We start from the raw sequence: 23,499 nt of genomic DNA, 5'->3' as shown, positions 1-23,499 counted from the left end.
CTAATCTTAAGTGAAAGGCGCAGACGCGGAACAGGGAGCCATCCATGCCTCGATCCCCCATCACCGATTTCGGCATCAGCGCAAGAGACCTTCCCAACAAGGTGGTAATCCCCGAGCTAGACGCCCTCAATTTTATCCCTAATGGGCACGGCATGCCGCTGCACGACCTGACGCTCCGACCTGGCCAGCACCGCCGAGTATCTTTTAGAGCAACACCACCGTCATCGGTTGAAATTGCGGTCCGAGCACACGAGTGGTTCGACCTCGACCTCTTGAACGCGTCCCGCTCCGCTGTCCCCCCATTGAATCCGTTCGGGGCGATTACTCCTGCGGAGGTTTCGGCGACGACTTTGGCTGCGACCGAAACTCCTCCCAGTCCAACGAACGCTCCGAGGCGCCTAGCCTTTCGGACTACCCCTGATCTTGTGGCGCACAGACGTTCAATAACCGATGATGCCGGCATCTCTTCCATGCGCGCAGCAGCAATACGACCTGTTGGTGGACGAGACATTCTGAACCCCAGAGGAATATTCGACCCATTCGACCCATTCGACCCACTCGACCCACTTCCGCCAACCGATCTTCCTCCGAAACTGACATTCCCAGTCGAGGTTGTTGTATCGGTGAGAGATGGTCAGGAATTAGATCGCGACACGCTGCACGCGATAGCCGGCAGTCCTTCGCCAGCCAAATTCGAGGTCGAAAGCATCGACGGCAATGAGGTCATTGACGTGACCTTCATTAACCCAAACGATCAGGCAATTATTTGCACGTACTGCAGGGTCAGCGTCAAGCGCAAAGTTCGTTCGTCAGTGACTCGAATGGATACTGAGATGTTTCTTCGCGCCTTCAACGGTGCCGTGGAATCGCTGAACCCCAAGATCTACGTCATCGATGGTCAAGTTCGGGTCTCACTCGAAGGAGAAATCGCCGAACATCTCGGAATCGAAAACATCAGATGGGACCTGCCGGCATCTTTCTCCGGCGGTGCGACGTTTGACGCAGACGAACTAGAAATCATGAGCCTGCACGAAATGATCCGGATGGTCATTGAGCTTAGGCATCCCCTCATTTTTAACTCAAATAATACCGAAGGCATCGCGGAACACGCGTTGCTCGTGGAGGAGTTCGGTGAACTTCTCGAATAACGGGCGCAATCGCTCCTCAGGCCAATTCGGAATATGTTCGTAGAGCATCAGTCCCTGGCGAAACAGCGAGTGGGTACGCCGCTTAACGGTATTTGCCTTCAGCCAGCGATCGTAGCCCAACGCCTCTCCCGCGGCACCGAGCAGCGACAGCAAGGCGATGGCCAGTGCACTGATCAGCAACAACCGGTCGCGGCGCTCCGGGCGACCGATCCGCAGCGAGGACATCCCCATGCCGAAGCGCAGATCCTTGATGTCGCGGAAGCTCGTCTCAATCCCCCAGCGCTTGGCGTAGTAACCGATGAGCGTCTTCGCCTTCGCCTCGCGGTCACTGGCAGCCAGGCACCACGGCTCCTTCATGTCCTTGGCCTGCACACACACGACCGTGGCCACGGGCAGGGCTTGGGAGTCGGTCAGCGTCGCATCGCGCAACGTGCGCGCCCGGCCATGGGTACCCACCCACTTCGCTGCCTTGCGCCGCTCGCCCTTGGCGTTGGTGATGTAATACTGGCTGCGCAACCGCACCACATAGCCGAAACCCAACTCCTCGCTCAGCAGCTTCAACAGCTTGCAGTCCGCAAAGCCCCGATCGGCCACGATCGTCACCGCCACCCCCGCCGGCAGCACCTCATAGAGCCGACACAGCAACGCATCCTCGTAATCCGTCTGCCGGCCCTTGAGGGTGGCAGCCTCCACCGTCTGCCACAGCAACGGTGTGGCACGACCATGACGGGTCAGCATCGACAGCACCAGCGTCTCGTGCCCGTCATTGGCAAAGCTCGTCCAGTCCAGCGCCACCACCACCTTGGTACGTGCGCCGATAACATAGGGCACCCAGCACGCAAAGAACCTAGCGAGTTTGATGCCGCGGTTGCTCAGCAGCCGGTCCACCTGCTTCACACCATGCTTGCTCAGCGTCCCCTGGGCATGCGCCAAACCCTGACCGATGGCATGCACTGCCAGCGAAGCGCTGGTCAGCACCCCCCAGGCCGCGTTCGCCAGCGACAACACGCGCTTGGCGTGCAAGTCGCCGTCGAAAAGCGTATCAATGAACTCGATGATGTCATCCTGCCGAAGCGCCTGTGCTGCTTTCATCGCCGGTCCTCATGGTGATTGTGAGGACTCCAAGAATGATCTTCAGATCAACAAGTTGCAAGTCATTGTTGAGATTAAAAATGAGGGGATCCCTGAGGTCATTGAGTTATTTCAGTCCAGGATCGCAAAACGCATGCTCCAAGCCGTCGTACCAGACGTTACCTCGGCGTTGAAGTTAGATATTCGACGTCAAACACACGTTGAGGTTCCAGCATTTGTTGATGCCGTCGCCGACGCATACTTCGACCCGAACGTATTTTTCTTCGATGTGATTCTCCAGCGCGTCACCCCTGATAACGTCAATGGATCGTTGCGCGATAGCCTTCGTAAGATAGTCACATCGGTTCTCGATGAATATCCCATGATTGCCGACCGGGGATCCCATCTCCCGGCCGATCCTGCGTTCGTCACGCGTTATTGCCTTTCCGGTATCCATGGCAACTGGGGACCCATTGGCGTGGAGGTGCCTCAAATTAGCGCCACCGTGTTTTTGGCGTGCAACCATTCTCGAAAGAAAATTCCTGCTCCTTTTGGAGATCTCCCGCACGATAGGCTCACCGTTGGCACGGTACGGCCTTCTATCCACTTGGCGTTCGACGTCGCCGACTTCAACATTGACATCGACGTGCCTCCTTGGCTTACCTTTATTAGCGCCGGCACGGTCAATCTTGGAGCTTTTCTCGCAGAACAGGGACTCGAGGAGTTGGCAGATTACCTCGGTGGTAAAGCCGAACACGAAGTTCCACACGCTGTTCACTCGGCCGTTGATTCCAGATCTGAGCAATACGGTGAACTCATATCGGATACTTTTAGAACAATCGCGAACAGGGATCTCAAGAGTCCCGAGTTCTCGGCGGTTATTGCTCCCCGTACTGACCCTCGAGCTCGTCGAGCCAGTCTTCGGTGAGCGCATCGAGTTCGTCTAGTTGTTCCCGGGAGTAATCTTCCGGGGCGTAGTGCTCGAGCCAGGAGATCAGGAAGCTCGTAATACGCTCACGAGGGAAGTCCGGATACGCCTTCTGTATGCATTCGATGGACTGATCGAAGCTGAGGCGTTGGGCCTCGGGCCAGATGATCTCGCGTCGTCCGGGATCGAGCTGCACGTCGTCCATGAGCGCCCAGAGAGCGTCTGAAACTTCGATGGAGCGTTGGCCCTGGGACGAGCCCATGTAGTCGAGTAGCCCGCCGGCGAAGGGATGCTTCTCACTCATGTCGATAGCATAACACTGGCGGACGTTCGATCATCAGGTACGCAAGGCGCTGCCGCCGAGTCATCGATGTCGTTTGACACCCTAGCTGAATGAAGCTAGTCTGCTGGTCGTCACGGACACGGATCGGCAGCGATGGGCAGCTACTTCGGATCGAAGGCGACGTCGGGTTTGTGCCAGGCGATCATCGCCCTGATGCCGCCCCACGACACCTACATCGAGAGCCACCTCGGCGGCGGGGCGATCATGCAACGCAAGCCGCCGGCGCTCGTCAACATCGGCATCGACCGCAATCGGCGAGCACTCGCGAAGTTCGAATGCCCCTATCCGGTCGAGCTGGTGCATGGTTGCGCGCACCGATTCCTGGCCGAGTATGCGTATCGGGGGCGAGAGCTCATCTACTGCGACCCGCCCTATCTGCAGCCGACCCGCCGCGGCGAGCGCCGATACCGTTTCGACTACGAAGAGCACGACCACGTGGCGTTGCTCGAGCTGCTCAAGTGCCTGCCCTGTCACGTGATCCTCTCCGGCTACCCCTCGGCGCTCTACGACGAGCGGCTGGCCGGGTGGCGCAGCCTCGAGCTTCAGGTGATGAACCAGGCGGGCGTCGTCACCGAGAAGCTGTGGTTCAACTTCAGCGTCGAGCGCCTGCACTGGGCGCGCTATGCGGGCAAGAACTTCACGGACCGCCAACGCATCAAGCGCAAGGCGGTGAGCTGGGCCCGCCGCTACGAGGCCATGCCGCCCGCCGAGCGCCTGGCGGTGCTCTCGGCCGTGATGGCCGTGGAAGTCCAGGAGCCCGAGCCCGGCACGCCTTCTCCATAACCGGCCCCGCGCGGTGGGCCAAATCACCGTTTCATTCACTTCATGGGAGGTGGACGATGTCGCTATGGGAGTCCTGGTGGAAAGCAATCTGGCTGCTGCGTCCGGCGTTCTCGCGCCTGCGCACCTTCCTGTGGTTCGCCACCGCCGTGGCCGGTCTCACCGTGCGAGGCGATCTTTTAGGCGTGACCAGCCTCGTGCGGGCGCTCGCCCTCAAGCCCCGCTTCTACGACAACCTGCTGGATTCGTTCCACAGCCGCGCCATCAAGCTCGAGCGGCTCGCGGCGCTGTGGACCCAGGCCGTGCTGCGGCTCTTTCCCGCGCCGCTGCTCGTCAACGGCCGCCGCGTCATGGTCGGGGACGGGATCAAAGTCCCCAAGCGCGGCAAGAAGATGCCCGCCGTGAAGCTATTGCATCAGCAGTCCGACGCCAACACCAAGCCCGAATACATCATGGGACACTCCCTTCAGGCGGTGAGCCTGCTGGTTGAGGCCGACCAAAGCGTCTTCGCTGTCCCCCTCGCCGTGCGCATCCACGAGGGCCTCGTCTTCTCCAATCGCGACCGGCGCACCCTGCTCGACAAGATGCTCGCCCTGATTCAGACCGTGGCGATCACGGAACCCTTCTACTACGTTGCCGATGCCTACTACGCCGCCGGCAAGATGGTTCGCGGCCTCATCGCCGAGGGCAACCATCTCGTCACCCGCGTCCGATCCAATGCCGTCGCTTACACCCCCTATCACCAGCGCGGCCCGAGGAAAAGAGGCCGGCCGAGACGCTACGGGAAGAAGCTCAAGCTCAGGTCACTGCTGAACGACACGAACGACTTCCAATCCGCGCCAAGCCCCGTCTACGGCGAGGACAACGTCACGATTCGGTACCAGGTCCGAGACCTGCTCTGGCGGCCCGCCGGACAGCTCGTGCGCTTCGTCGCCGTCATCCACCCGACCAGATGTAGATGGCTGTAAAAACCCGCGCATATCTGGCGAAGGATTGATTGCCAGGCCAACCAGTCGCTGAGCCGTCTGGCGGGCGGCCGCGAGCAACCGGTGACAGGAGTGCCGGAATCGGGTAGATGAAGAGGGGCCGTTGAGACAGGTGCGATACCGGGTCTAATTGACTTGGCGGTCGATCCCGGTATCGCACCCCGGGCCGTGCAGAGCACGTGCCCGCACACTATTTCTCGTTTTCCCCTGACAATCAAGTCCTCATCGGCCTGGATCGCCGATGGAGAACTCTGCACGCCTGTACAACTGCGCCCGTTGTCATCGTCAGGTGATGATTTGCAGTGGCTGTGACCGCGGCAACATCTATTGCCCTGAAGGGTGTGCGCAGGCGGCACGAAGCGCGTCTCTGCGGGCCGCCGGCTGGCGCTACCAGCAGAGCCGCCAGGGCCGGCACAAGCATGCCGAGCGGCAACGCCGCTACCGGGCGAGAAGGCAGAAAGTGACGCATCAGGGTTCCCCGGCCCCGCCCCTCATGATCCACTACCCCCCGTTCCGGCGAGGCCGGCTGGCCGCCGCGGTGCGGATGGCGCGCCGATGATGGCGCCCATTCGCTGCCACTTCTGCGGCCGTGAGTGCGGACCTTTCCTGCGTACCGGCCCGCTTCATCGCGCCACCGCCGCTGCTGCGCTTGGAACAGTCACCCGACAGGGGCCACCAGGCGCCCGGGCTCAGCCCCCTTGAGCCGGCCGGCCACGAGATGAGGAGAAACGCATTGGCCATCAGCAAAGAACAAGAGGCGCAGATCCTGCGCTATCACTACGTCGAGAAGTGGCGGGTGGGCACCATTGCCAGCCAGTTGGGCGTACACCACAACGTCGTCAATCGGGTGCTCTCCCAGGCCGGCATGCCGAAGGTCGAGCGGGCTGCGCAGCCGTCGATGATCGATCCTTATCTGCCGTTCATCACCGACACCCTGGCCCAGTTCCCCACGCTCACCGCCAGCCGCCTCTACGGCATGGTGCGTGAACGGGGCTACCCCGGCGGCCCCGACCACTTCCGCCATCAGCTCGCCTGTTACCGGCCACGCCCCCGGCCCGAGGCCTTTCTGCGCCTGAAGACCCTGCCCGGCGACCAGGGACAGATCGACTGGGGCCATTTCGGCAAGCTCACCATCGGCCGCGCAACCCATGCCCTGATGGCCTTTGTCATGGTGCTCAGCTACTCCCGGCGCATTTTTTTGCGCTTCTTCCTCGATGCCAAGATGGCCAACTTCCTGCGGGGCCATGAGGCGGCCTTCACCGCCTCGAACGGCCTGCCCAAGGTCCTGCTCTACGACAACCTGAAAAGCGCCGTGCTGGAGCGCCAGGGTGAGGCCATCCGCTTCCATCCCACCTTGCTCGAGTTCGCCGCCCACTACCGCTTTGAGCCCCGTCCGGTGGCGGTGGCCCGGGGCAACGAGAAGGGGCGGGTGGAGCGCGCCATCCGCACGATACGCGATAATTTCTGGCCGGCCCGCCAATGGACCGACATCGATGATCTCAACGCCCAGGCCGAGGCCTGGTGCAACGGCTGGGCCATGGACCGGCCCTGCCCGGAGGACCGTGCCCTCTCGGTGCGCCAGGCCTTCGAGCAGGAGCCCCTGCTGGCGCTGCCCGATAACCCCTATCCCACCGACGAGCGGGTCGAGGTCCACATCGGCAAGACCCCTTACGCGCGCTTCGAGGGCAACGACTACAGCGTGCCCCACACCCATGTGCGCCGCACCCTCACCGTCTCGGCCTCACCCACCGAGGTGCGGATCCTCGACGGCGGAGACGTCATCGCCCGCCACCCGCGCAGCTACGACAAGGGCCGGCAGATCGAACAGCCGGAACACATCGAGGCACTGGTCCAGATCAAACGCCAGGCCCGGCATCATCGCGGCCAGGACCACCTGGCCCAGGCCGCACCGGCCAGCCGGCAGTTACTCATACAGGCCGCTGAGCGTGGCGACAACCTCGGCGCCATCACCGCCGCCCTGCTGCGCCTCCTCGATGCCTACGGCGCCCCCGAGCTGGAAGCGGCCATCCAGGAGAGCCTGGCCCACGGGGTCGCTCACCCCAACGGCGTGCGCATCGCCCTGCAGCGGAGGCGCGAGGCGAGAAACCAGCCGCCCCGGGTGGGAGTGCGCATCGACCACGCGCGCGCCAGGGGGCTGGTGGTACGCACCCATGATCTGGGCGGCTACGACGCCTTGCAGTCCACCCCGCCCGAAGCCGAAGACGACGCCCAGGAGGAGCCCCAATGATCCCTAACCCATCCCTGAAAGAACGGGCCACGGCCCTCAAGCTCCATGGCCTGCTGAGCCATTGGGAGGAGCACGCCGACGCTGGCTGGGTCGAGTCCCTGATCCAGTGGGAAGAGGAAGAACGTGCCGACCGCAGCCTCGAGCGGCGCATGAAAGGGGCGCGGCTGGGCCGCTTCAAACCCCTGGCCGACTTCGACTGGGGCTGGCCCAGCCGTTGCGACCGGGAACTGGTCAGTGAGCTGATGCGCCTCGACTTCCTTACCGAGGCGGTCAATATCATCCTGGTGGGACCCAACGGGGTCGGCAAATCCACCCTGGCCCGCAACATCGCCCATCAAGCGGTGCTGGCCGGCCACAGCGTCCTCTTTACCAGCGCCGGCCAGATGCTCAATGACTTGGCCGCCCAGGATGGCGACAGCGCCCTCAAGCGGCGCCTCGCCCGCTACGCCCGCCCTCAACTGCTAGCGGTCGACGAGGTGGGGTATCTCGCCTACTCCAATCGCCATGCCGATCTGCTGTTCGAGATCGTCTCCCGCCGCTACGAGGAGAAATCCACCCTGGTCACCACCAACCGACCCTTCGCCGAATGGGGTGAAGTCTTTCCCAACGCCTCCTGCGTGGTCTCCCTCGTGGACCGGCTGGTACACCGCTCCGAGATCCTCACTATCGAAGGTGAATCCTACCGGCTCAAGGAGGCCAAGGAGCGACAGCAGCAACAGGCGCAGCGGCGCCAATCCGCAGCCAAATCCAACAAAGGAGCCCAACCATGACCCATCCCCCGATACCGGACGACTGGACACCAGAGCAGGCATTGGCGATCTATGACTTTATCGACGAACTCCGCGATGCCATCTGGAGCCGATACGATCGGCAGCTGGTCGAACTCATGCAACAAGACCGCATAACGACCTTTGAAGTCGACGACGATGACTTGATCTTCTGAGCCGACTCTTAAGCCCACCCCGGCGGCGTGACCTGGCTTGAGTCGAGGCGACCTATCCGCGCTGAGGCCGAGTCACGCCGCCTGAACCTGCGACTGCGACCTTCGCCATTTATGCGCGGGTTTGCTCAGCCGTTAACACCAGAGGCTCTTCCCTGCTGATGTGCACCGACGTCGCCCTGGACGCCGTCGAGATCATTCGCCTCTACGGCCTGCGCTTCAAGATCGAGCACAGCTTCAAGCAGGCCGTCCGACAGATCGGCACCTTCGCCTATCACTTCTGGATGCAGGACATGAAGCCGCTCAAACGCCGCAAGGGCAATCAATACCTGCACCGGGAAACGCGCAGGTATCGCGAGAACGTCAAACGCAAGATCCACGCCTACCACGTCTTCATGCAGGCCGGCGTCGTCGCTCAAGGCTTGCTTCAGTATCTGTCGGTGGTTTTCCCGCAGCTCATCTGGAAATCCTTCGGCTCGTGGCTGCGGACGATCCGACCCGGTATTCCCCCGTCGGAACTCGTCGTCACTCATGCGCTACGCAACACGCTGCCGGAATTTCTCTTGAGTTCCGCCAAAACCCATTCCCTGGCAAAATTCATCACCGAACGGCAGGACACTGAAAGAATCAGCATGTTCCGACTCGCGTCCTGACGAGAAGTCGGGACTCACGAGCAGGGATCACTACTTTCACCGTTCCGCAGCAACTCGAGATCAAATTGCAATTTCGATGATCGACCCGAAACAACTCCAGGTGCCGCACAATCCCGCCTTTGCGGCGCGGCGCTCGGCGACGACCGGCATTGAGGATCAAGAACCTCCGATCCTCCCTATCGACCACGGTGCAGTGCCAGCCATGGCTGTCGGAAGGAGCGCTGAGCAGCTTCTCAATACTATCGATCACTTTGTCTTTGTGATGATGGAGAACCGTTCCTTTGATCACATGCTCGGCTACTTGTCGCATCCTGACTACGGTAGGCGCAACGATGTCGACGGCCTCGACGGTTCGACGCGTCAACTCGGCGGCGATCTCACTGGCACAGAAACAACGCCACTAGCGGGGCCGTTTCCGTCCTTCTACCCCAATCTGGACCATGACAATGATTCAATAGTGCGACAGATCAACAACGGGAAGATGGACGCTTTCGTCTCTGAGTATGGACGTCGACTTGATCGCACTAGGGGCCTCAATCCAAGAGGAATCCACAATGATCCCGAGCGGGCACTCCGATTTCAAACTCCCGATACGATGACCACATACGACCGGCTGGCACGCGACTACACGATCTGCGATCGTTGGTTTTGCTCAGTTCCAGCTGGCACCTATCCGAACAGAGCCTGCTATTATACTGGGGTTACTCCTGCTCTGAACAACGTCGAAATGAAAGACGATTTCGGCTACATGTCGGATCTCACTCTTTTTGACATGCTTGATCATGTAGGAGTCGATTGGAAACTATTCGAGAGTGACGTTTCGTTTCTGCGCGTATTTGACAAATTCCGCATCGATCAGGATCGAATCCGACCAATTAGTGAGATGATCCATCCACTACCTGCCGTCACATTTATCGACCCGTCTTTCACCGGATTCCCCAGCGATATGCCAAATAACGACGATCAGCCAGATACATCCGTTCGTGAAGGGCAAAAGTTCATCGAAAGCATTGTCGAGTTCGTCGAGAATAGTTCCCAGTGGGAGTCGACTATGTTGGTGATCACATACGACGAGCACGGCGGCTTCGCTGATCACGTGCCACCCCCCGGTTCACCGGGCTCCAGCCACCCGCCTGAAGCATCGAACCAGATATCGCTGTCGCACCCCGATGCCTCGACATTTGGCGTGAGAGTTCCAACATTTGTGGTTTCTCCGCTTGTTGCCCGCTCTGGCGTCTCTCACAAGATTTTTGACCACGCGACGGTATTCCGGACCCTGCTCCAGCGTTTCGCCCCGCAGCACCTCAATTCAAAGATCATTCCGGAACGTGTGCGTCGTGCTCGACATTTAGGAGACGTGCTGGTTGATCAGACGCCGTTGGCGGTGAACACCGCGCGTAATGCTCGGCCACTTATGGGAGCGAAGCCGGCTGCTCGAGCCAAAGTTACATTCGCAGAAGAGCTAGACCAAGAGGATCTCGAATTCGTTCTGAAGGAGATTGGCAGACCGTCCCGACATCGGTAATTGCCTTTTATTCTTTCGTCGGATCCAGGTGCCATCGGTCGATAGCATTCGAATTATTATTGCGTATAATCCGCCTTTTTTGTGGCTCTCAGCGGGTGGCCTCGCCTGATCGGCGTCGGCATCTGCCGTCGGCAGGCCGCTCCGGCTCGCCCATCAACGTGCAGATCGGCATCACGGCCCCGAATTCGCCCCAACGACGGCCTTACCGGCGCGCTTTCCCCCTCCGCGCCTGTTTCCCGGCCAGCCGCCGCCATGGCCGTGCCGCTGACGGCACAGCCCAAACGAAGTCATCGTGGGTCACCCTGTCTCGTCTAACAGCCCCCGCTGAGGTAGCGCTCGGCAAGGCGGGGGGTGAGCCTCTGGCTATGAGAAGCAAGCTTCGCCGTCACGAAGGGGCCCTCCGATTCATGGGCATTCTTGCGTTTCGCTTCTCCCAATAGCGAAACAAGGACCCCCCGACATTAGCCGCTTGACTGCCCGCTCTTCGAACTCTTCAGTGTATCGTGCCATGTCGGTCTCACTGACCGCCCCCTTGTTGGGATTTAAGGTGAATAATGGACACAACATCTATCCTGACCGAGGGGGGGCTGGAGCGGCCGGCCCGCGGGCTCAAGACAGATATTGGCCGAAGCGTTTGGAGTCGTCGCTGGCGTAGGCGGCGACGGCCTTGTCCGCGTTGCACGCGCTGCGCAGCTTCTCCACCACCTCCGTCAGGCGTCCTGCCGGAATGGCGCAGGTCATCTCGGATGCTGTCATGCCCGTGCGGACGCGGCTCAACATGCAGCCGACGCTGATCGCCACCTCATTCTGCTCTTTGGCGATAGCGATGATGTGGCACTGGGGCTTCCCTTGGAAATTGATGTCGGGAAGGGCGTCCGCCATGACCATGGCCTGTTTCGCGTTCAGGCGCAGGAAGACCACATCGGGCTCCACGGGCGTCTCGTAGAGGGGCCCGTAGGTCACATGGCTGGGGTCGCCCTTGACCGTGGGGATCTGCGGAATCATCCCGGGCGTCACCCAGCCCGCGCCTACGAGACTCGCCACGTCGGAGTTTTCACTCACCTCATTCAGCGTCTTCAAGCCGTGGGTGACGCTGCCAACGCTGCAATTGCCATGGTCCTCTGCGGCGGTGGAGAAGGTACGGTCCTGGGCCTTGATCCAGAAGACGCAGCCGGCCGGCACACGCCCCGTCCGGCCGTCGTCGGCAGGTTCCGGCATGATGCCCTCGAAGGCGGGAACGTTCTCGGCCGCCACCTCGGAGAAGGTGATGGCGAGGGGGGGGACCTGGAGGCTGAGGATGTAGCTGAGTTCGGAGGCAAGCGCCTTGTAGTCTTCGTTTGTCATCGCGTGTTCCTGCGTTGTCCGCCAGATCGAGGGTAGGCGTATGTCATGGCCATCTGCAACAGAATTGCATTAAAAAATAAGAATACGATAAAAAGTTTGAATAGATTCAGCATACTGCCGACCAATGGCATCCATTCGATGTATTTACTATATTTAGACTTAACTCGGGATAAATTAAACCGCCTAAAGCGATATGGAGGATTTCCGATGAAGACAGCCCTGACAACCCTCGTCGGTAGCATCGCGCTCGCCTTTTCAGTGCCTGCCTCAGCGGAGGTGTCCAACGTATTCGTCTCCAATAGAGGCGACAATACCTTGTCGCTGGTCCGCTGTGTGACCTCCAATGGAAAGAAGCCGCTACGCTGCTGGGAGAAGGATCGCATGGATGTAGGCTTCGGGACGAGCTGGCCGGCCAACCAGTACGACGGTCACCCGGCATGGTGGTGGACCGGCCTGAGCGGCCATGTGATCGGCGTCAAGGCCAAGGCGTCCCTGAGCCCGCTTAACCGGGAAGGCAACGTGGTCGAGGTGGATACCTACAACGTCCCGCGCAGACCGGACAGCGGCTCGAACTTCATCGGCATCATGCCCGATGGGCGCACGGCATGGAACTCGGCGCGGGAGGTGGACCGCATCCAGGAAATCGATACTGATCCCGATAGCCCTACCTTCGGGACTATCCTGACGGCGCTCACGGTGCCCGATCTGGACCCGGCGACGCCGGCCACTGCCACCCGGGGGGCAGCACGGCCCTGTGACGCCACCATCACGCCCGATGGGCGGTTCTTCATAGAACCGGACCTGGGTGGCGAGTCCATGACGGTGGTGGACATAGCGTCCAAGCAGATCATCCACCAGGTGCAGCCCCCGCCCTTGAAGCAGGACGAGAAGGTTCTGCCTTTCATGGCCACGACCAATGGCAGAATCGTGCTGGTGGAGAACCTGGAAGGTGACAACACCTATGACATCTGGGACATCAGCCACCTGCCGAACAGCCCCGGGATGCGGCCGGTTTACTTGAAGAAGCTCACCCGTGCGGACGGACTGGGGCTCGATGCGCAGACCAGCGAGTTTACCCCGGACGGGCGGTACGCCTACCTGATCCTGCGGGGTGACCCGACGCCGGGATCGAACCCGGACGATGCGAGCCGCATTGACGTGCTGGACGTGGACGAGAGCTCTTCCACCTTCCTGCAGATCATCCACTCCATCCAGTTGCCGGAGAGGTGCTTCGCGAGCACGGGCGACTTCAGCAACGACGGCCGTTATTTCTTCGTCAACTGCAACCGCCGCGACGAACTCGTGGTGGTCGACAGCGAGTCCCACACCCAGGTGGCGAGTATCCCGGTGGGGCAGGGTCCGCGCGGCGTGGTCGTGCGCTGATCAGGTGAATGCGTTTCGCAGCCCCGGAAAACGCTGAGCAATGCCGTCGTGGCATTGTCAGCCCCGCCGAGGCCGGCGCATGTCCATCCCCGGCTCGCTCCGTGTCAGACGCTTGTGCGCTCGGCGCGACGGTACATCCCCAGACTGCATGGTAGGCACTAAGATTATCAACGCTTTGCTGCTGGGTCCCCTGTGCCTATGGTTGTCTTTCGCGGCGGCGACAGGCGCCACCGCCGGCGCGCCGGCCGAGAGGAGTGCGGAGGTTGCGGAGGACTCCCTTAAGCTCCAGCTGGCAGTGGTCGCGCCTCGCGATGACGACCACTTGGCCTGGGCCGCCGTCGGCCGCCTGGTACGCCACGCGGCCGACTACGGTGTGGAGGTAGCAGTGCAACCGGCTTCGCGCACCGTTTTGCCGGGGTCGCTGCCGGATCTCTTCCTTATGCCTGTCCGCAGCCTGGCGACGCAGGTGCCCGAGCTGGAGGTCCTGGAACTCCCCTTCCTCTATTCTTCGTTAGAGGCGGTTCACGAGGCCGTGGACGGCGCCCTGGGAACGGCCCTGGAGACGCGGGCGCGAGAACGGGGCTGGGAGATACTCGCCTACTGGGACGAAGGCATGCACGTACTGTCGGGACTGAAGCGTTATGACAGGGTGCGCAACCTTCGGATTCGCGAATTCCTGCTTACCCGTCCCGATCCCGTCGCCGAGCGGCAGTTCCACCACTGGCGGGCGTATCCCCGGCGCATCAATCCCCGCGACCGCGAGGCGGTGCTGCGAGAGTGTTTGATTGCCAGCCGGGCCGCCACCCTACAAGAGCTTGTGCGGGAGGAGCTTTTCCGCGCGCATTTGGCCGTATCCCTGTCCCGGCATCGTTACGAGGGATGGGTAGTGGTGAGCCCCCACGACCAGTGGGTTGCGGTGGACGAGCAGGCACGGCGCGGCCTCCGGGCGGCGCTGCGTGAAACCACCGCCTGGCAGCGAGAAGATGCGCGCCGGCGCGAGGAGGCAGCCCTCGTCCGGTTGCAGGAAGCCGGCATGTCCATCTTCGAGGTGGACGATGCGGAGCGCCGGGCATTCCGCGGGGCGTTGCCGAATCCGGCCGAGCTGCTTTCCCCCGTACTCGACCGGGAGGAGAGAGAAGCCATCGTGGCGCTGGCCTCAGTCGGAACAGCAGGAGTCGTCCCGCCGGAAGGCGGCCCTGCGGCGGCGGATGCGCGCCGTGACCCAGCGCCAGGTGCCGTAGCTCGCCAAGGCCACCAGCAGGCCCGTTGAGACCAGGCTCGGGATGCGGCCCACCGTGGGCTGGAGCCGTTCTCCCGCCTCCATCAGTTCAAGGCTCTTAAGGGGGTCGAAAGCCGGCACGAAACCCGGCATCAGCCAAGCGTTCACCAGCAGGCCCGCGACCATGGCGCCGGTTATCAGCGATCCCGCGTACAGGAGAACCGTGCGACGGCCTATCGTGTTGTAGAGGGCGATGAGCTCCGGCAGATTCGTGGCCGTGCCCGTGACCAGGAAGACGATGGAGATCCCGGGTGCGGCGCCGGCGGCGAGGATGCTCGCTACCAACGGTATGTGCGCAACCGCGCAGACGTAGATGCTGGCCCCCAGGACCCCCGCCGCCAGCAGGGCGGTGCCTGAGCTCTCCCGCAGGTAGCTGTCCACCCAGGTCGGCGGCAGGAAAGCAGCGATGAGCCCAGCCAGGACCACGCCGATGGCCATGTAGAAGGCGATGGTTGGCCCGAGGTCCAGGAAGCCCCAGCGCAGTGCGGCAGTGACTCGCCGGCCCGGCGGTTGTCCCACCGGGCGCGGCGGTATTTCCTCACTGCAGGACGGGGTGGCGCTGCAGCAGTCGGGGGCGGCGGGTGTACCGTGCCCGGTGCGGCTATCTCCCCAGCGCTCGGCGATGACGCCCAGTAGGAAGGGGAGCAATAGGCCGAGGGCCACGTAGGCGAGGGTGATGCGGGGGCCGAGGAGGGCGTAGGACAGTATCACGGCAGCGGGATTGATGATGGGTGTCGCTGCTGCGAATGCCATTACGGGGCCGAGCCTCACGCCCGATCGGTACAGGCTGATGGCGAGCGGTATCACCCCGCAGCTGCAGATGGGTAGGAAGGCGCCGAAGAGGATCGCCCCGCCCATGGCCGACCGGCCTTTGCGGTTCAGCAGCGCGCGGAAGCGACTGGAGGGGAGGAACTCGTGCACCAGTCCGCCGACAAGCAGGCTGGCGATCACCCAGAAGGAGGACTCGCTGAGAATCTGCCAGATGGTCCCGCCGAATTGGTTCCAGGCCGGGCTCACCATTGGTTCTCAGTCGAAGATCCTTTGGTACATCTCCAGACCCTTTTCAAGCCTGTCCTGCTGCGACCTGAGCTGGAGCATGAGGTCCGCTGGGCAGGTGATGACGAATCCCGTCTTGCAGTCGGCTGCCGCATGCAGGAGGGCAGACATGCGGGTCATGTGAAGCAGGAGGTCGCGTGGGAGTTGGCGTTCGGCAGGTCGCGCCCGGTTACTGAGCATCGTCCGGCGCAACAGCTCGCGATACATGCGCGCCTCTACACGGAACTCGTGCGCAGGCGCCGACCCCGACGCGGCCTTGTCCACCAGCGCATGGGAGAGGAGGCTGAGATCCTGGAGTCGCTCAAGACCGGGTGCCGCTCCGTTTGCCGGTTCGCCCGCAGGCTTGGGTCCCGGGGTTGTCCTAGTGGCCTCCGGCTCCTCGAGCGCCTCGTGCACCGCCTCCCCCGGCAGAGCGATGTCGGGAAATGAGGGCTCCGGCGCGGTTACGCCGGGGACCGGTGACGTGCTTATCAGCAGTACCCCGGCGAGCTTGAGCAGGCGCTTTGTCACTTTCCCTGCAGTTCGAGAGAGAAGAAAATGGTGTCATTCATTCTGGTAATGCTAGGCCAACTGCTTCAAGGAAGACGATGACTTCCGCGCCGCACTCCTCTTCGGCAATGGGAATTAAAGTATGCGGCTGTCCTGGCTCCATCCGATGCCTCCAGATTACGACGTGAATTGGCGTTTGTGTGGCTGATCTGATCGGATGGGGCTTATTTAGTTAGGGGGTTCAGGCCCTGTCCAAAGCGTAGGGCGGATAAAGCACATAAGTGGAGCATCGCTAAGACCTGCAGCCCTTGCCCGGGCTACCAGAACCCGACTTTGAACTCCGAGTTGCCCATAAGTATAGACCAGCTTTTCTGTGGCGTGCAGCGGGCGGTCTCGCCTTATCGACATTGGCACGTGCCGTCGGTGGGCGGCGCCTGCTCGCCCATCAGCGTACCGATTCGCGTCACGGCTCCCCGAGCCAAATTCGACGGCGGGTTTGCCGGTTCACTTCTCCCCGTCCCGCCGGTTTTCCGGACAGGCAGCGCCGTTGTCACGCCGCTGATGGCACAACGAAAACGAGGTCATCCTGGTTTACCCTGTCTCGTCGAACAGCGCCCGCGGCGGTGGCGCTCGGCACGATGTCGCCGCGTGGGTTTGGAATCAATCATTGTCACTTCCCGGTGGGTGATGATCTTGTTCGAGGTGGGTGGACTACTCCATTCGTGGCGATGTTGGCTTTTCCAAAAAGCGCACCTTTTACCTTCGTGTCGCGGTTGGGTCCTAGGGGATTGCCCCAGGACGGTTGCGCCTTTTCTATTTCCGAACCCCTTGTATCTTACATTTCGCGCGGGTATTTGAGGAGTTTGCGTATTTCGGATTTCGGACGAATTTTCAAAGGAGCGTTGGCGTAATCGATGTACCGGGAGTTATGAGGGAGCGAAGTTCCACTATCCGTCGCGGAGTTGTCGATAGACGTTATCGGGGATCCCCAATAGTTGCAGGACCTGCTCGTGCAAGGGTGTGAGCCCCTTAAGGGTGGAGCGGATGGGGCTGCCATCTTGAAGGATCGTGCTGAGGTTGATGCCCTCGAAGAAACGACGGATCACCCGCCAGGTCGGCGCCTTGGTTTTCAGCCGTGAGGAGCGAATGGGTAGCGCCTCGATATTGTGCTCATGCATCTGGGCCCGGATTTTGCGTTCGATGAGGCTCAGCAGCATCAAGGCGACGAACCATATCAGGAGCATGGCCTCGATGCGCCGGTTATTTTTGAGAAATACCGGGGCGACCTGCAAGACAGTCTTGCCGGCGCTGAAGCGCTTCTCCAGATGGGGTTGGTCCTTGTAGGCGAGAAAGACTTCCTCAGGAGACAGGTCGGTATTGTGCAGCAGCGGGAACAGTCCGTCGGTGCGCCGGGCGGCGGCGATGGCGCGGTCGTTGCGCTGCCAGTGCAGCTCGAAGGTGACGTGCTCGCGGGTTTCGTACCGGCTGTTGGGGCCGGGGCGTCCCGGGCCGACTTTCACCCTTTCGCTGTGGTGGTGCTCGCTCAGCTGCGCGTCGATGTAGGGATGGGCACTGCCGAGCGCCTTGTCCACGGCCTTTTCGATGGCCTGCCGGGACTTGAGTCGATGCCGGCCGAGCTTGCCGGCCAGCTCGGTCAGCGCCTGTTCGGCCTTGTCGAGGGTCCGGTCGCGATTGCCCCGTTCCAGGGCGGCCTTGCTCTCGGAGTGGACCCACACGATGCGATGGCCCTGCCAGGGCTGCGGGGCCTGGAACAGGCGGTAGTGTTGTTCGTCGCCTTTCTTGCGCGGATTGGGGCGGCTCAGCTGCTGTTGCCAGGGGATGTCGGTGCCCTCGCGGATCTGCTCGAGGAAGGCGGTGACGGGCTTGAAGTTCCGGGGCATGATCGTGATGAACTGCCCGCCGTGTTCGGCGATGCGGTCGAGGTTGTCCTGGGCGCAGAGCTTGCTGTCGGCGACGTAGATGAAGTCGCTGCGGCCGAGCAGCTGGCGTAGCGCCTGCCAGTTGGTCTGATGGGTGGTGACATCGCTGCGGTTGCCGTCGTACCACTGCGCCAGCAGTGGCACATGGCCGTCGGCGGTGACGTTCAGGCCGAAGACGATCTGCTTGCAGTCTGGCCGGTGGTCTTTGTTGTAGCCGTGGCGGGGGATGAGCGCATCGGGATCGGGGGTCTCATAGGCGCCCGTGAGTGTTGTATCTCAAATTATTCCACCAGTAATTTCCCGGTTTATTCCGAGCGAGTAGGCTGCAGTTTTCTCGGTTTGAGCGCTCCGGTGGAAGAGCGCGGGCAGGATAGGATGAGAAGAAGCTGGAGGTCTGGCGAGATGGGCGCCGCTTGTGGCGGCGGTTGCGGTTGGGAAAGACTGGGATTCAGTCCCAGAGGTCGGGCTGTCTGGGATTGGTGTTCTGGTAGTAGCGCGTGATCTCGGCGAAGTAGCGGTTTTCGAGGGTCTGGGCGATGGCGTAGAGGAGGTCAACCATCTGAGCGGCGGCCTCGTCGGAGAGGTGGTCGGGCAGGGTCTGATCGTCGTCGTTCATGGTGGTGTGGTGTCTCACGGTTGCAGCTCGTCGAGCGCTGTCTGGAGGTGGGTCTCGGTGACGTGGTGTTGGTTGTCCAGCGCGGCGGCAGTGAGGGCGTAGTGGGCGATGCGGTTGACCTTGCGCGGAAGCCCGCGCGAGGCCTGGAACAGGGCCTCGGTTGCGGGTGGGGTGAAGATGGGGGCCTCGGCGCCGGCGAGGCGCAGGCGGTGAATGAGATAGTCATCGAGTTCGTCGCGCGAGAGGCCGGGGAGGTGGTGGCGCACCACCAGTCGCTGGCTCAACGACTCGTGCACGGCCATGGCGAGGCGTCGGCGCAGCTCGGTGAGCCCGACCAGCAGCAGGCACAGGCGGTTGTCGGCATCCATGGCGTAGCTGGTCAAGAGGCGCAGATCCTCGAGCACGTCATTGCGTAGGTGCTGCGCCTCGTCGACGATCAACACGGGCAGCTGCTTGGCCTCCTGCACCAGGCGGGTGATCTCGACGCGGATGGCGCGGTAGGCGGTAGCGCGGGACCGCTCCGTGGGCAGGCCGAGTTCCCAGGCGATGGACTTGTACATATCGAGCACGTTGCCGGTGGACAGGGAGACGTAATAGACGCGGTACAGGCCGGGATGGAGTCCGGCGGTGACGTGCCGGCAGACGGTGGTTTTGCCGGAGCCGACCTCGCCGGTCAGCAGGCCGATGCCGCGCAGATCGATGAGGTGCGTGAGCCGGGCCTCGGCCTCGCGGCGGGCGGTGGAGGCATAGAGTTCATCGGCCTCGAGGGTATTCTCGAAGGGGAAGCGAGTGAACGCGAAGTGGCGCAGATACATTAGTCGTTCTCCTCATTGTGCGGGTTGTCGAAGGCCCCGAGGGTGAGACGCGACGGGTGCGGTTCGGAGGCTGGGGTATCGGTGTCGAGGCGCCAGGAGGGCCGGTCGCGGCGCACGGTGGTGTTGGCATAGGCATCGAGCGGCGTGGCCTGTCCTGCCGGCTGGCCTTTATGGACCACGGTCAGGGGCCGGGTGGGCGGCACGGCGGGGTCGTACTGTAAGGTCACGGTCTCGCCGACGAGCACGGCGTCGACCTCATAGACGTGGCCGTTCAGGCTCACGGTGCGGTCGTTCATGACCCGGCGCTTGGTCTCGCAGAGGAACAGCGCATCGAGGCCGGGATCGGGGAAGCGGATCTGATCGCCGACCAGGGCCCACTGTTCGAGGGGCGTTTTGCCGTCGAGGCCGCGGTGCGGGGTGTGGTGATACTCGCCCTCGATGAAGGCCCACAGGCGTCGGTTGAGGGCCTCGAGGCTCACCGTATCCTCAGCGGTGAGCTGGGTGAGCAGCTGTGCTCGGACGGTGCGGAACCAGCGTTCGATTTTGCCCTTCCCCTGAGGTTGATGGGGTCGGGCGTGGATCAGCGCCGTGCCGAGCCTGGCGCAGACGAGGGCGAGTTGGCGGGAGCGGTAGTTGGCGCCGTTGTCGACGTAAAGGCGCTGGGGGATCCCGCGGCGGATGAGAGCCTGCTTGAACACCGGCAGGAAGGCGCCGGTGTTTTCGGCGAAGGCGAAGGCCGCATAGGGGATGACGCGGGTGGCGTCATCGATGAAGGCGATGAGATAGGTCTTTCTGCGCCGGCCCCGCCCATCAGCGGCGGTGATGCCATGCATCACATCGCTCATCCACAGCTCGTCGGCGTACTGGAAGGCGAAGCGCCGCCGATCGGTGCCGATGGGTGCATCGGTCTTCTTGACCATGAGCCCTTCGCGGGTGAACAGACGGTGCACGGTGGAGGCGGGCAACGGCTGCTCGGCCGGGACCAGGCCCTGCTCGCGTGCGTGTTTGATCACTGCGCGCACTGACAGCTTCGGATGCCCCTCTTTGATGGCGCACAGCGCTTCGGCCACGGAGTCGGGCAGTCGCCGGGGCTGCCCCCGATCGGCCCGTGGCTTGGGCAACAGCGCGTCGAAGCCGCCGCGCCGATAGTGCTTGAGCCAGTCGCGGATCGTCTCGGCGGCCACGCGGGAGCGACGGCTGCCGGGGATCACATAGTCCTTGTCTGCCTTGGCGCGCAGCCGCTCGGTGATGCCGGCACTGCCCGGGGGCCAGTGTACGAGGTCGGCGATCAGGCCGTAGCGGAACAGGGCCACCGCCTGGCGGTGGTCATCATCAGGATCAGTCATCGGATCTTCTCTCGGTTATGAGCCCTTGGGCCCGGGAGAGGAGACGTTACGGCGGAGAACGCGGCGGATCAGGCCCCAGGGGTTGTTGGGTGGCCAAATTGGGATCACCGTGGGCGGTTGCCCGGGGACAAAACCCCACCGGCGTCGGCAGTTGAGGCAGCTGCCGGGCCGCCGAAGCACGCAGCGCCATCAGCACGGTCTCATGGCCGAGATGGCCACGAAGGTGAGTGACGGTCGCGAGGCAGCCGGCCAGTTGGTCAGGCAGAAGAGCGATGACGATGAGCAAGAAACGGTGCACCAAGACAATGCGCCGGCGTATCCAGCGCAGCGCCCCCGGCAGCTCGATATCCAGGCGCAAGGTGCTTGCCGCCGCTTCCATGCTCGGCGCCTGCTCGGCGACGGCCACCACGTGTTCCAGCTCGTTGAGCGTACCGGGCAGCCGTGCCGCCAGATGGTCCGGCAACAGACTGAAGGTGGTGTGACTCTCAGGGCAGTACCAGCGGGCGATTCGTGTCCCCGCCGGCGTCTTGCGCTCGTAGGTGCCGTGGCGGGCCAACGAGCAACCACCACGAGGATGGTTTGGGCAGCGGAGAGACTTGCCTCCCGCCAGGCTTGGCGGTTAACGTAATCCTCGCTGGTGTGCCCCGTTTGGAATCGAAGCTGCACCGGCCACGGCCCGGCGGCTGTCACCGCGCGGGCCTTTTCCTTTCTTCTCACTTATCGGTAAGTAGAGATTACCGGCTCTGCCCCGATCAGCGAAAGCCTCAACATCCACCGGCGACACCCCTGCCCGACGACTTCCCGGAATACTCTCTCTGACCAGAGGCTTCACCAGCGGGACAAACCGAGAAGATCCGACTGGTATCCAACGCTTTAATCTGCGAAACAACACGTGAGGGTCACCCTGGTGGTGTCGTTGTGCCAGCGCTCGGTTTCGAGCTGGTGGACCTCGATGACCCGTGCGCTCAGCTCCGTGAGCAGTGAGCCCCGATCGGCCTCGAATAGCTTGTCGAGCACCCGCGCGCTGCGGTCGTCGTTGTACTTCTGCGCCTGCGTTCCCGGCTCGCCCAATCCATCCGTAAAGGGCTCCAGCCACTGTGGGATGTGGTACAGCGGCGTCGGGGCGTGCAGGATGTTCGTGAGCACCATGCACAGCACCTGCGCTGGTGCGATTTCGGCATTCGTGTCATTGGGGACGTACTTGTCGAACAGCGCATAGAGCTGGAGTTCCTGCATGGCGTGCTTGAGCAGCGGCATCGCATCAACTTGTTGGGTCCGGGTATCGAGATCGTTCATCGGCTATGGGCACAGGCGTTGGTTTGAGCCCATAGCGTGCCGCTTCCCCGCGCCCTTGCCTACTCAAAAAATTTGATCGGGCCATAACGAGATTTGATCGACAAGCCATTGAGTTGCCACACAAATCCATGCACCATCCACCCTACATTCATGGGTCTTCGCGCCAACCAAGTAATTCGGAAAAACTTCGTCGCGGGGCGCGAAATGTAAGTTGTATCAGGATGAGTGTGTCTGCATTCGACCCGAAGCGGGCGCTGAGCTCGCGTGCGGCAGCGGCAGCAACGTTTGCCAAAGCAGGCAGTCTGGGGCGCTGCATGTTAGGTGAGGCGGATTCATCTTTTCCGGGACACCCACGATGCGCTTGGCGAAGCCGTGGCTTCTGTATTATGCTTTCCGTGAACCGTAAATAGCGACCGTCCTACGCCGAGGTAAACGCGTGATCGTTTCATTCCGCGGCAAGGGTACTGAGGATATTTTCGATGGCGAGGATTCGAATGCGGCGCGGCGAACCCTGCCGCCGAACCTTCAGGCCCGTGGTGCCAAGGTTTTGGACCGCCTGAACTCCGCCGTGTCCCTGCAGTCCCTGTCGCTTCCCGGCCTGCGCCTCGAGAAACTGAAGGGCGATCGATCCGGACAGCACTCGATCCGGATCAACGACCAGTACCGCGTCTGCTTTCGCTGGACCGAAGCCGGGGCCGAAGATGTCGAGATCGTCGATTACCACTGAACCCAAGGGTGCAGAAGACCGTCGGAGGATCCACCCCATGCGCCGTCTGCCGAAAAACCGCCGTCCAACCCTCCCGGGCGAAGTCTTTCTGGAAGATTTCCTGCTTCCACTCGGGATCACGCAGAAGGACGCGGCGGCTCGCCTTCACATTTCCTTTCCGCGCATGAACGAGATTGTCAGGGGCAAGCGCGCCGTGACCCCCGATACCGCGCTCCGCCTCGCGAGGTTCACGCGGACCGAGCCCGAATTCTGGCTAAACCTCCAACAGGCGGTAGACCTCTGGGATGCGATGCACTTGGCCGGGGCTGCGCTGGACGAAATCCGGCCTGCTCAAACGGCCTGAACCCCTGCGGGGAGCGCCTCATCCCGAGGCACAGCTCTGCGCCTCCTCTAAAGGTTGCACAGGTGCAACCCGCGGCACTCGCCCACGTCTCTTGGTGCTGTGCGCCAGCCTCTTGCAAAGCCGTCTACTACCGCCAGCTGGAGCACCCGTGCGCGGCCCAGTCGACCCGATCGGACCCATGCCCAGCGCCCAGCATCGAAAAGCCTGGCGCGATGCGCCCTGTGCGGTCAGTCAGTTCGGGCG

The 23,499-nt window shown here is 62.3% G+C and carries 23 protein-coding genes and 2 pseudogenes; 14 read left to right on the top strand and 11 right to left on the bottom strand.

What is annotated here, in order from left to right; translation table 11 throughout:
* The first annotated feature begins 44 nt into the window (after window positions 1-44).
* Window positions 45-1,148, top strand: a complete 1,104-nt coding sequence (locus U5S82_17145; protein ID MDZ7753320.1) for a hypothetical protein — start codon at window positions 45-47, stop codon at window positions 1,146-1,148.
* On the opposite strand, the gene U5S82_17140 is transcribed toward U5S82_17145, so the two are convergent.
* Window positions 1,080-2,240 carry an IS4 family transposase gene (locus tag U5S82_17140; GenBank protein ID MDZ7753319.1) on the bottom strand — a complete coding sequence of 387 codons (1,161 nt, stop codon included), beginning with the start codon at window positions 2,238-2,240 and terminating at the stop codon, window positions 1,080-1,082. The genes U5S82_17145 and U5S82_17140 overlap by 69 nt on opposite strands.
* Here U5S82_17140 and U5S82_17135 point away from each other — a divergent pair.
* Entirely contained in the window at window positions 2,194-3,147 is a 954-nt protein-coding gene (locus U5S82_17135; protein MDZ7753318.1) for a hypothetical protein, read from the top strand. The genes U5S82_17140 and U5S82_17135 overlap by 47 nt on opposite strands.
* On the opposite strand, the gene U5S82_17130 is transcribed toward U5S82_17135, so the two are convergent.
* Window positions 3,098-3,451, bottom strand: coding sequence for a hypothetical protein (locus tag U5S82_17130; GenBank protein MDZ7753317.1), 354 nt, complete (start codon window positions 3,449-3,451; stop codon window positions 3,098-3,100). The genes U5S82_17135 and U5S82_17130 overlap by 50 nt on opposite strands.
* 132 nt (window positions 3,452-3,583) lie before the next feature.
* Here U5S82_17130 and U5S82_17125 point away from each other — a divergent pair, with 132 nt between their 5' ends.
* From U5S82_17125 to U5S82_17090, 8 genes and pseudogenes are all read left to right on the top strand, one after another.
* On the top strand, window positions 3,584-4,273 hold the full coding sequence (locus U5S82_17125; GenBank protein MDZ7753316.1) for a DNA methylase: 690 nt from the start codon (window positions 3,584-3,586) through the stop codon (window positions 4,271-4,273).
* Between the two features lie 56 nt (window positions 4,274-4,329).
* A complete protein-coding gene (locus U5S82_17120; protein MDZ7753315.1) occupies window positions 4,330-5,238 on the top strand; it encodes a transposase in 909 nt (302 codons plus the stop codon).
* Between the two features lie 259 nt (window positions 5,239-5,497).
* A complete protein-coding gene (locus U5S82_17115) occupies window positions 5,498-5,815 on the top strand; it encodes a hypothetical protein (protein ID MDZ7753314.1) in 318 nt (105 codons plus the stop codon).
* Between the two features lie 174 nt (window positions 5,816-5,989).
* Window positions 5,990-7,504, top strand: a complete 1,515-nt coding sequence (istA, locus tag U5S82_17110) for an IS21 family transposase (protein MDZ7753313.1) — start codon at window positions 5,990-5,992, stop codon at window positions 7,502-7,504.
* The gene (istB, locus tag U5S82_17105) at window positions 7,501-8,274 is read left to right on the top strand and encodes an IS21-like element helper ATPase IstB (GenBank protein ID MDZ7753312.1); all 774 of its coding nucleotides are present in this window, start codon (window positions 7,501-7,503) and stop codon (window positions 8,272-8,274) included. Before istA ends, istB begins: the two co-directional genes overlap by 4 nt.
* Window positions 8,271-8,447 (top strand): hypothetical protein, encoded by a 177-nt coding sequence (locus tag U5S82_17100; GenBank protein MDZ7753311.1) that lies wholly within the window; start codon window positions 8,271-8,273, stop codon window positions 8,445-8,447. The genes istB and U5S82_17100 overlap by 4 nt, the downstream gene beginning before the upstream one ends.
* A gap of 140 nt (window positions 8,448-8,587) precedes the next feature.
* Window positions 8,588-9,097: pseudogene (locus U5S82_17095) on the top strand (IS4 family transposase).
* A gap of 76 nt (window positions 9,098-9,173) precedes the next feature.
* Window positions 9,174-10,622 carry an alkaline phosphatase family protein gene (locus U5S82_17090; GenBank protein MDZ7753310.1) on the top strand — a complete coding sequence of 483 codons (1,449 nt, stop codon included), beginning with the start codon at window positions 9,174-9,176 and terminating at the stop codon, window positions 10,620-10,622.
* 609 nt (window positions 10,623-11,231) lie between these two features.
* Here U5S82_17090 and U5S82_17085 read toward each other — a convergent pair.
* Window positions 11,232-11,966: a DUF169 domain-containing protein gene (locus tag U5S82_17085; GenBank protein ID MDZ7753309.1), complete on the bottom strand. Its 735-nt coding sequence runs from the start codon at window positions 11,964-11,966 to the stop codon at window positions 11,232-11,234.
* Window positions 11,967-12,281: 315 nt separating this feature from the next.
* Between U5S82_17085 and U5S82_17080 the strand changes: the two genes are divergently transcribed.
* Window positions 12,282-13,349 carry a hypothetical protein gene (locus tag U5S82_17080; GenBank protein MDZ7753308.1) on the top strand — a complete coding sequence of 356 codons (1,068 nt, stop codon included), beginning with the start codon at window positions 12,282-12,284 and terminating at the stop codon, window positions 13,347-13,349.
* A 148-nt stretch (window positions 13,350-13,497) separates the two neighbouring features.
* Window positions 13,498-14,619: a TRAP transporter substrate-binding protein DctP gene (gene dctP, locus U5S82_17075; protein MDZ7753307.1), complete on the top strand. Its 1,122-nt coding sequence runs from the start codon at window positions 13,498-13,500 to the stop codon at window positions 14,617-14,619.
* Here the strand turns inward: dctP and U5S82_17070 are convergent.
* From U5S82_17070 to U5S82_17035, 8 genes and pseudogenes are all read right to left on the bottom strand, one after another.
* Window positions 14,506-15,648, bottom strand: coding sequence for a permease (locus U5S82_17070; GenBank protein MDZ7753306.1), 1,143 nt, complete (start codon window positions 15,646-15,648; stop codon window positions 14,506-14,508). The genes dctP and U5S82_17070 overlap by 114 nt on opposite strands.
* A gap of 6 nt (window positions 15,649-15,654) precedes the next feature.
* Window positions 15,655-16,194, bottom strand: a complete 540-nt coding sequence (locus U5S82_17065) for a hypothetical protein (GenBank protein ID MDZ7753305.1) — start codon at window positions 16,192-16,194, stop codon at window positions 15,655-15,657.
* A 926-nt stretch (window positions 16,195-17,120) separates the two neighbouring features.
* Window positions 17,121-18,362 (bottom strand): annotated as a pseudogene (locus tag U5S82_17060) (IS1634 family transposase).
* Between the two features lie 199 nt (window positions 18,363-18,561).
* A complete protein-coding gene (locus U5S82_17055) occupies window positions 18,562-18,747 on the bottom strand; it encodes a hypothetical protein (protein MDZ7753304.1) in 186 nt (61 codons plus the stop codon).
* The gene (locus tag U5S82_17050; GenBank protein MDZ7753303.1) at window positions 18,744-19,544 is read right to left on the bottom strand and encodes an AAA family ATPase; all 801 of its coding nucleotides are present in this window, start codon (window positions 19,542-19,544) and stop codon (window positions 18,744-18,746) included. Before U5S82_17050 ends, U5S82_17055 begins: the two co-directional genes overlap by 4 nt.
* Window positions 19,544-20,890 carry a DDE-type integrase/transposase/recombinase gene (locus U5S82_17045; GenBank protein MDZ7753302.1) on the bottom strand — a complete coding sequence of 449 codons (1,347 nt, stop codon included), beginning with the start codon at window positions 20,888-20,890 and terminating at the stop codon, window positions 19,544-19,546. The genes U5S82_17050 and U5S82_17045 overlap by 1 nt, the downstream gene beginning before the upstream one ends.
* 46 nt (window positions 20,891-20,936) lie before the next feature.
* A complete protein-coding gene (locus U5S82_17040) occupies window positions 20,937-21,446 on the bottom strand; it encodes a hypothetical protein (protein MDZ7753301.1) in 510 nt (169 codons plus the stop codon).
* A gap of 317 nt (window positions 21,447-21,763) precedes the next feature.
* On the bottom strand, window positions 21,764-22,186 hold the full coding sequence (locus tag U5S82_17035; protein MDZ7753300.1) for a DUF4277 domain-containing protein: 423 nt from the start codon (window positions 22,184-22,186) through the stop codon (window positions 21,764-21,766).
* A gap of 436 nt (window positions 22,187-22,622) precedes the next feature.
* Between U5S82_17035 and U5S82_17030 the strand changes: the two genes are divergently transcribed.
* Window positions 22,623-22,913: a type II toxin-antitoxin system RelE/ParE family toxin gene (locus U5S82_17030; GenBank protein MDZ7753299.1), complete on the top strand. Its 291-nt coding sequence runs from the start codon at window positions 22,623-22,625 to the stop codon at window positions 22,911-22,913.
* Between the two features lie 37 nt (window positions 22,914-22,950).
* A complete protein-coding gene (locus tag U5S82_17025; GenBank protein ID MDZ7753298.1) occupies window positions 22,951-23,256 on the top strand; it encodes a HigA family addiction module antitoxin in 306 nt (101 codons plus the stop codon).
* Window positions 23,257-23,499: the final 243 nt, after the last annotated feature.

It is taken from the genome of Gammaproteobacteria bacterium (assembly GCA_034522055.1).
Taxonomy (GTDB): domain Bacteria; phylum Pseudomonadota; class Gammaproteobacteria; order JAABTG01; family JAABTG01; genus JAABTG01.
This window is presented reverse-complemented; position numbering and strand designations above follow the sequence as displayed.

Coding starts and splice junctions, on each gene's coding strand:
- U5S82_17145 (MDZ7753320.1), top strand. CDS start 45: ATGCCTCGATCCCCCATCACCGATTTCGGCATCAGCGCAAGAGACCTT.
- U5S82_17135 (MDZ7753318.1), top strand. CDS start 2,194: ATGAACTCGATGATGTCATCCTGCCGAAGCGCCTGTGCTGCTTTCATC.
- U5S82_17140 (MDZ7753319.1), bottom strand. CDS start 2,240: ATGAAAGCAGCACAGGCGCTTCGGCAGGATGACATCATCGAGTTCATT.
- U5S82_17130 (MDZ7753317.1), bottom strand. CDS start 3,451: ATGAGTGAGAAGCATCCCTTCGCCGGCGGGCTACTCGACTACATGGGC.
- U5S82_17125 (MDZ7753316.1), top strand. CDS start 3,584: ATGGGCAGCTACTTCGGATCGAAGGCGACGTCGGGTTTGTGCCAGGCG.
- U5S82_17120 (MDZ7753315.1), top strand. CDS start 4,330: ATGTCGCTATGGGAGTCCTGGTGGAAAGCAATCTGGCTGCTGCGTCCG.
- U5S82_17115 (MDZ7753314.1), top strand. CDS start 5,498: ATGGAGAACTCTGCACGCCTGTACAACTGCGCCCGTTGTCATCGTCAG.
- istB (MDZ7753312.1), top strand. CDS start 7,501: ATGATCCCTAACCCATCCCTGAAAGAACGGGCCACGGCCCTCAAGCTC.
- U5S82_17100 (MDZ7753311.1), top strand. CDS start 8,271: ATGACCCATCCCCCGATACCGGACGACTGGACACCAGAGCAGGCATTG.
- U5S82_17090 (MDZ7753310.1), top strand. CDS start 9,174: ATGATCGACCCGAAACAACTCCAGGTGCCGCACAATCCCGCCTTTGCG.
- U5S82_17085 (MDZ7753309.1), bottom strand. CDS start 11,966: ATGACAAACGAAGACTACAAGGCGCTTGCCTCCGAACTCAGCTACATC.
- dctP (MDZ7753307.1), top strand. CDS start 13,498: ATGGTAGGCACTAAGATTATCAACGCTTTGCTGCTGGGTCCCCTGTGC.
- U5S82_17070 (MDZ7753306.1), bottom strand. CDS start 15,648: ATGGTGAGCCCGGCCTGGAACCAATTCGGCGGGACCATCTGGCAGATT.
- U5S82_17050 (MDZ7753303.1), bottom strand. CDS start 19,544: ATGTATCTGCGCCACTTCGCGTTCACTCGCTTCCCCTTCGAGAATACC.
- U5S82_17045 (MDZ7753302.1), bottom strand. CDS start 20,890: ATGACTGATCCTGATGATGACCACCGCCAGGCGGTGGCCCTGTTCCGC.
- U5S82_17035 (MDZ7753300.1), bottom strand. CDS start 22,186: ATGAACGATCTCGATACCCGGACCCAACAAGTTGATGCGATGCCGCTG.
- U5S82_17025 (MDZ7753298.1), top strand. CDS start 22,951: ATGCGCCGTCTGCCGAAAAACCGCCGTCCAACCCTCCCGGGCGAAGTC.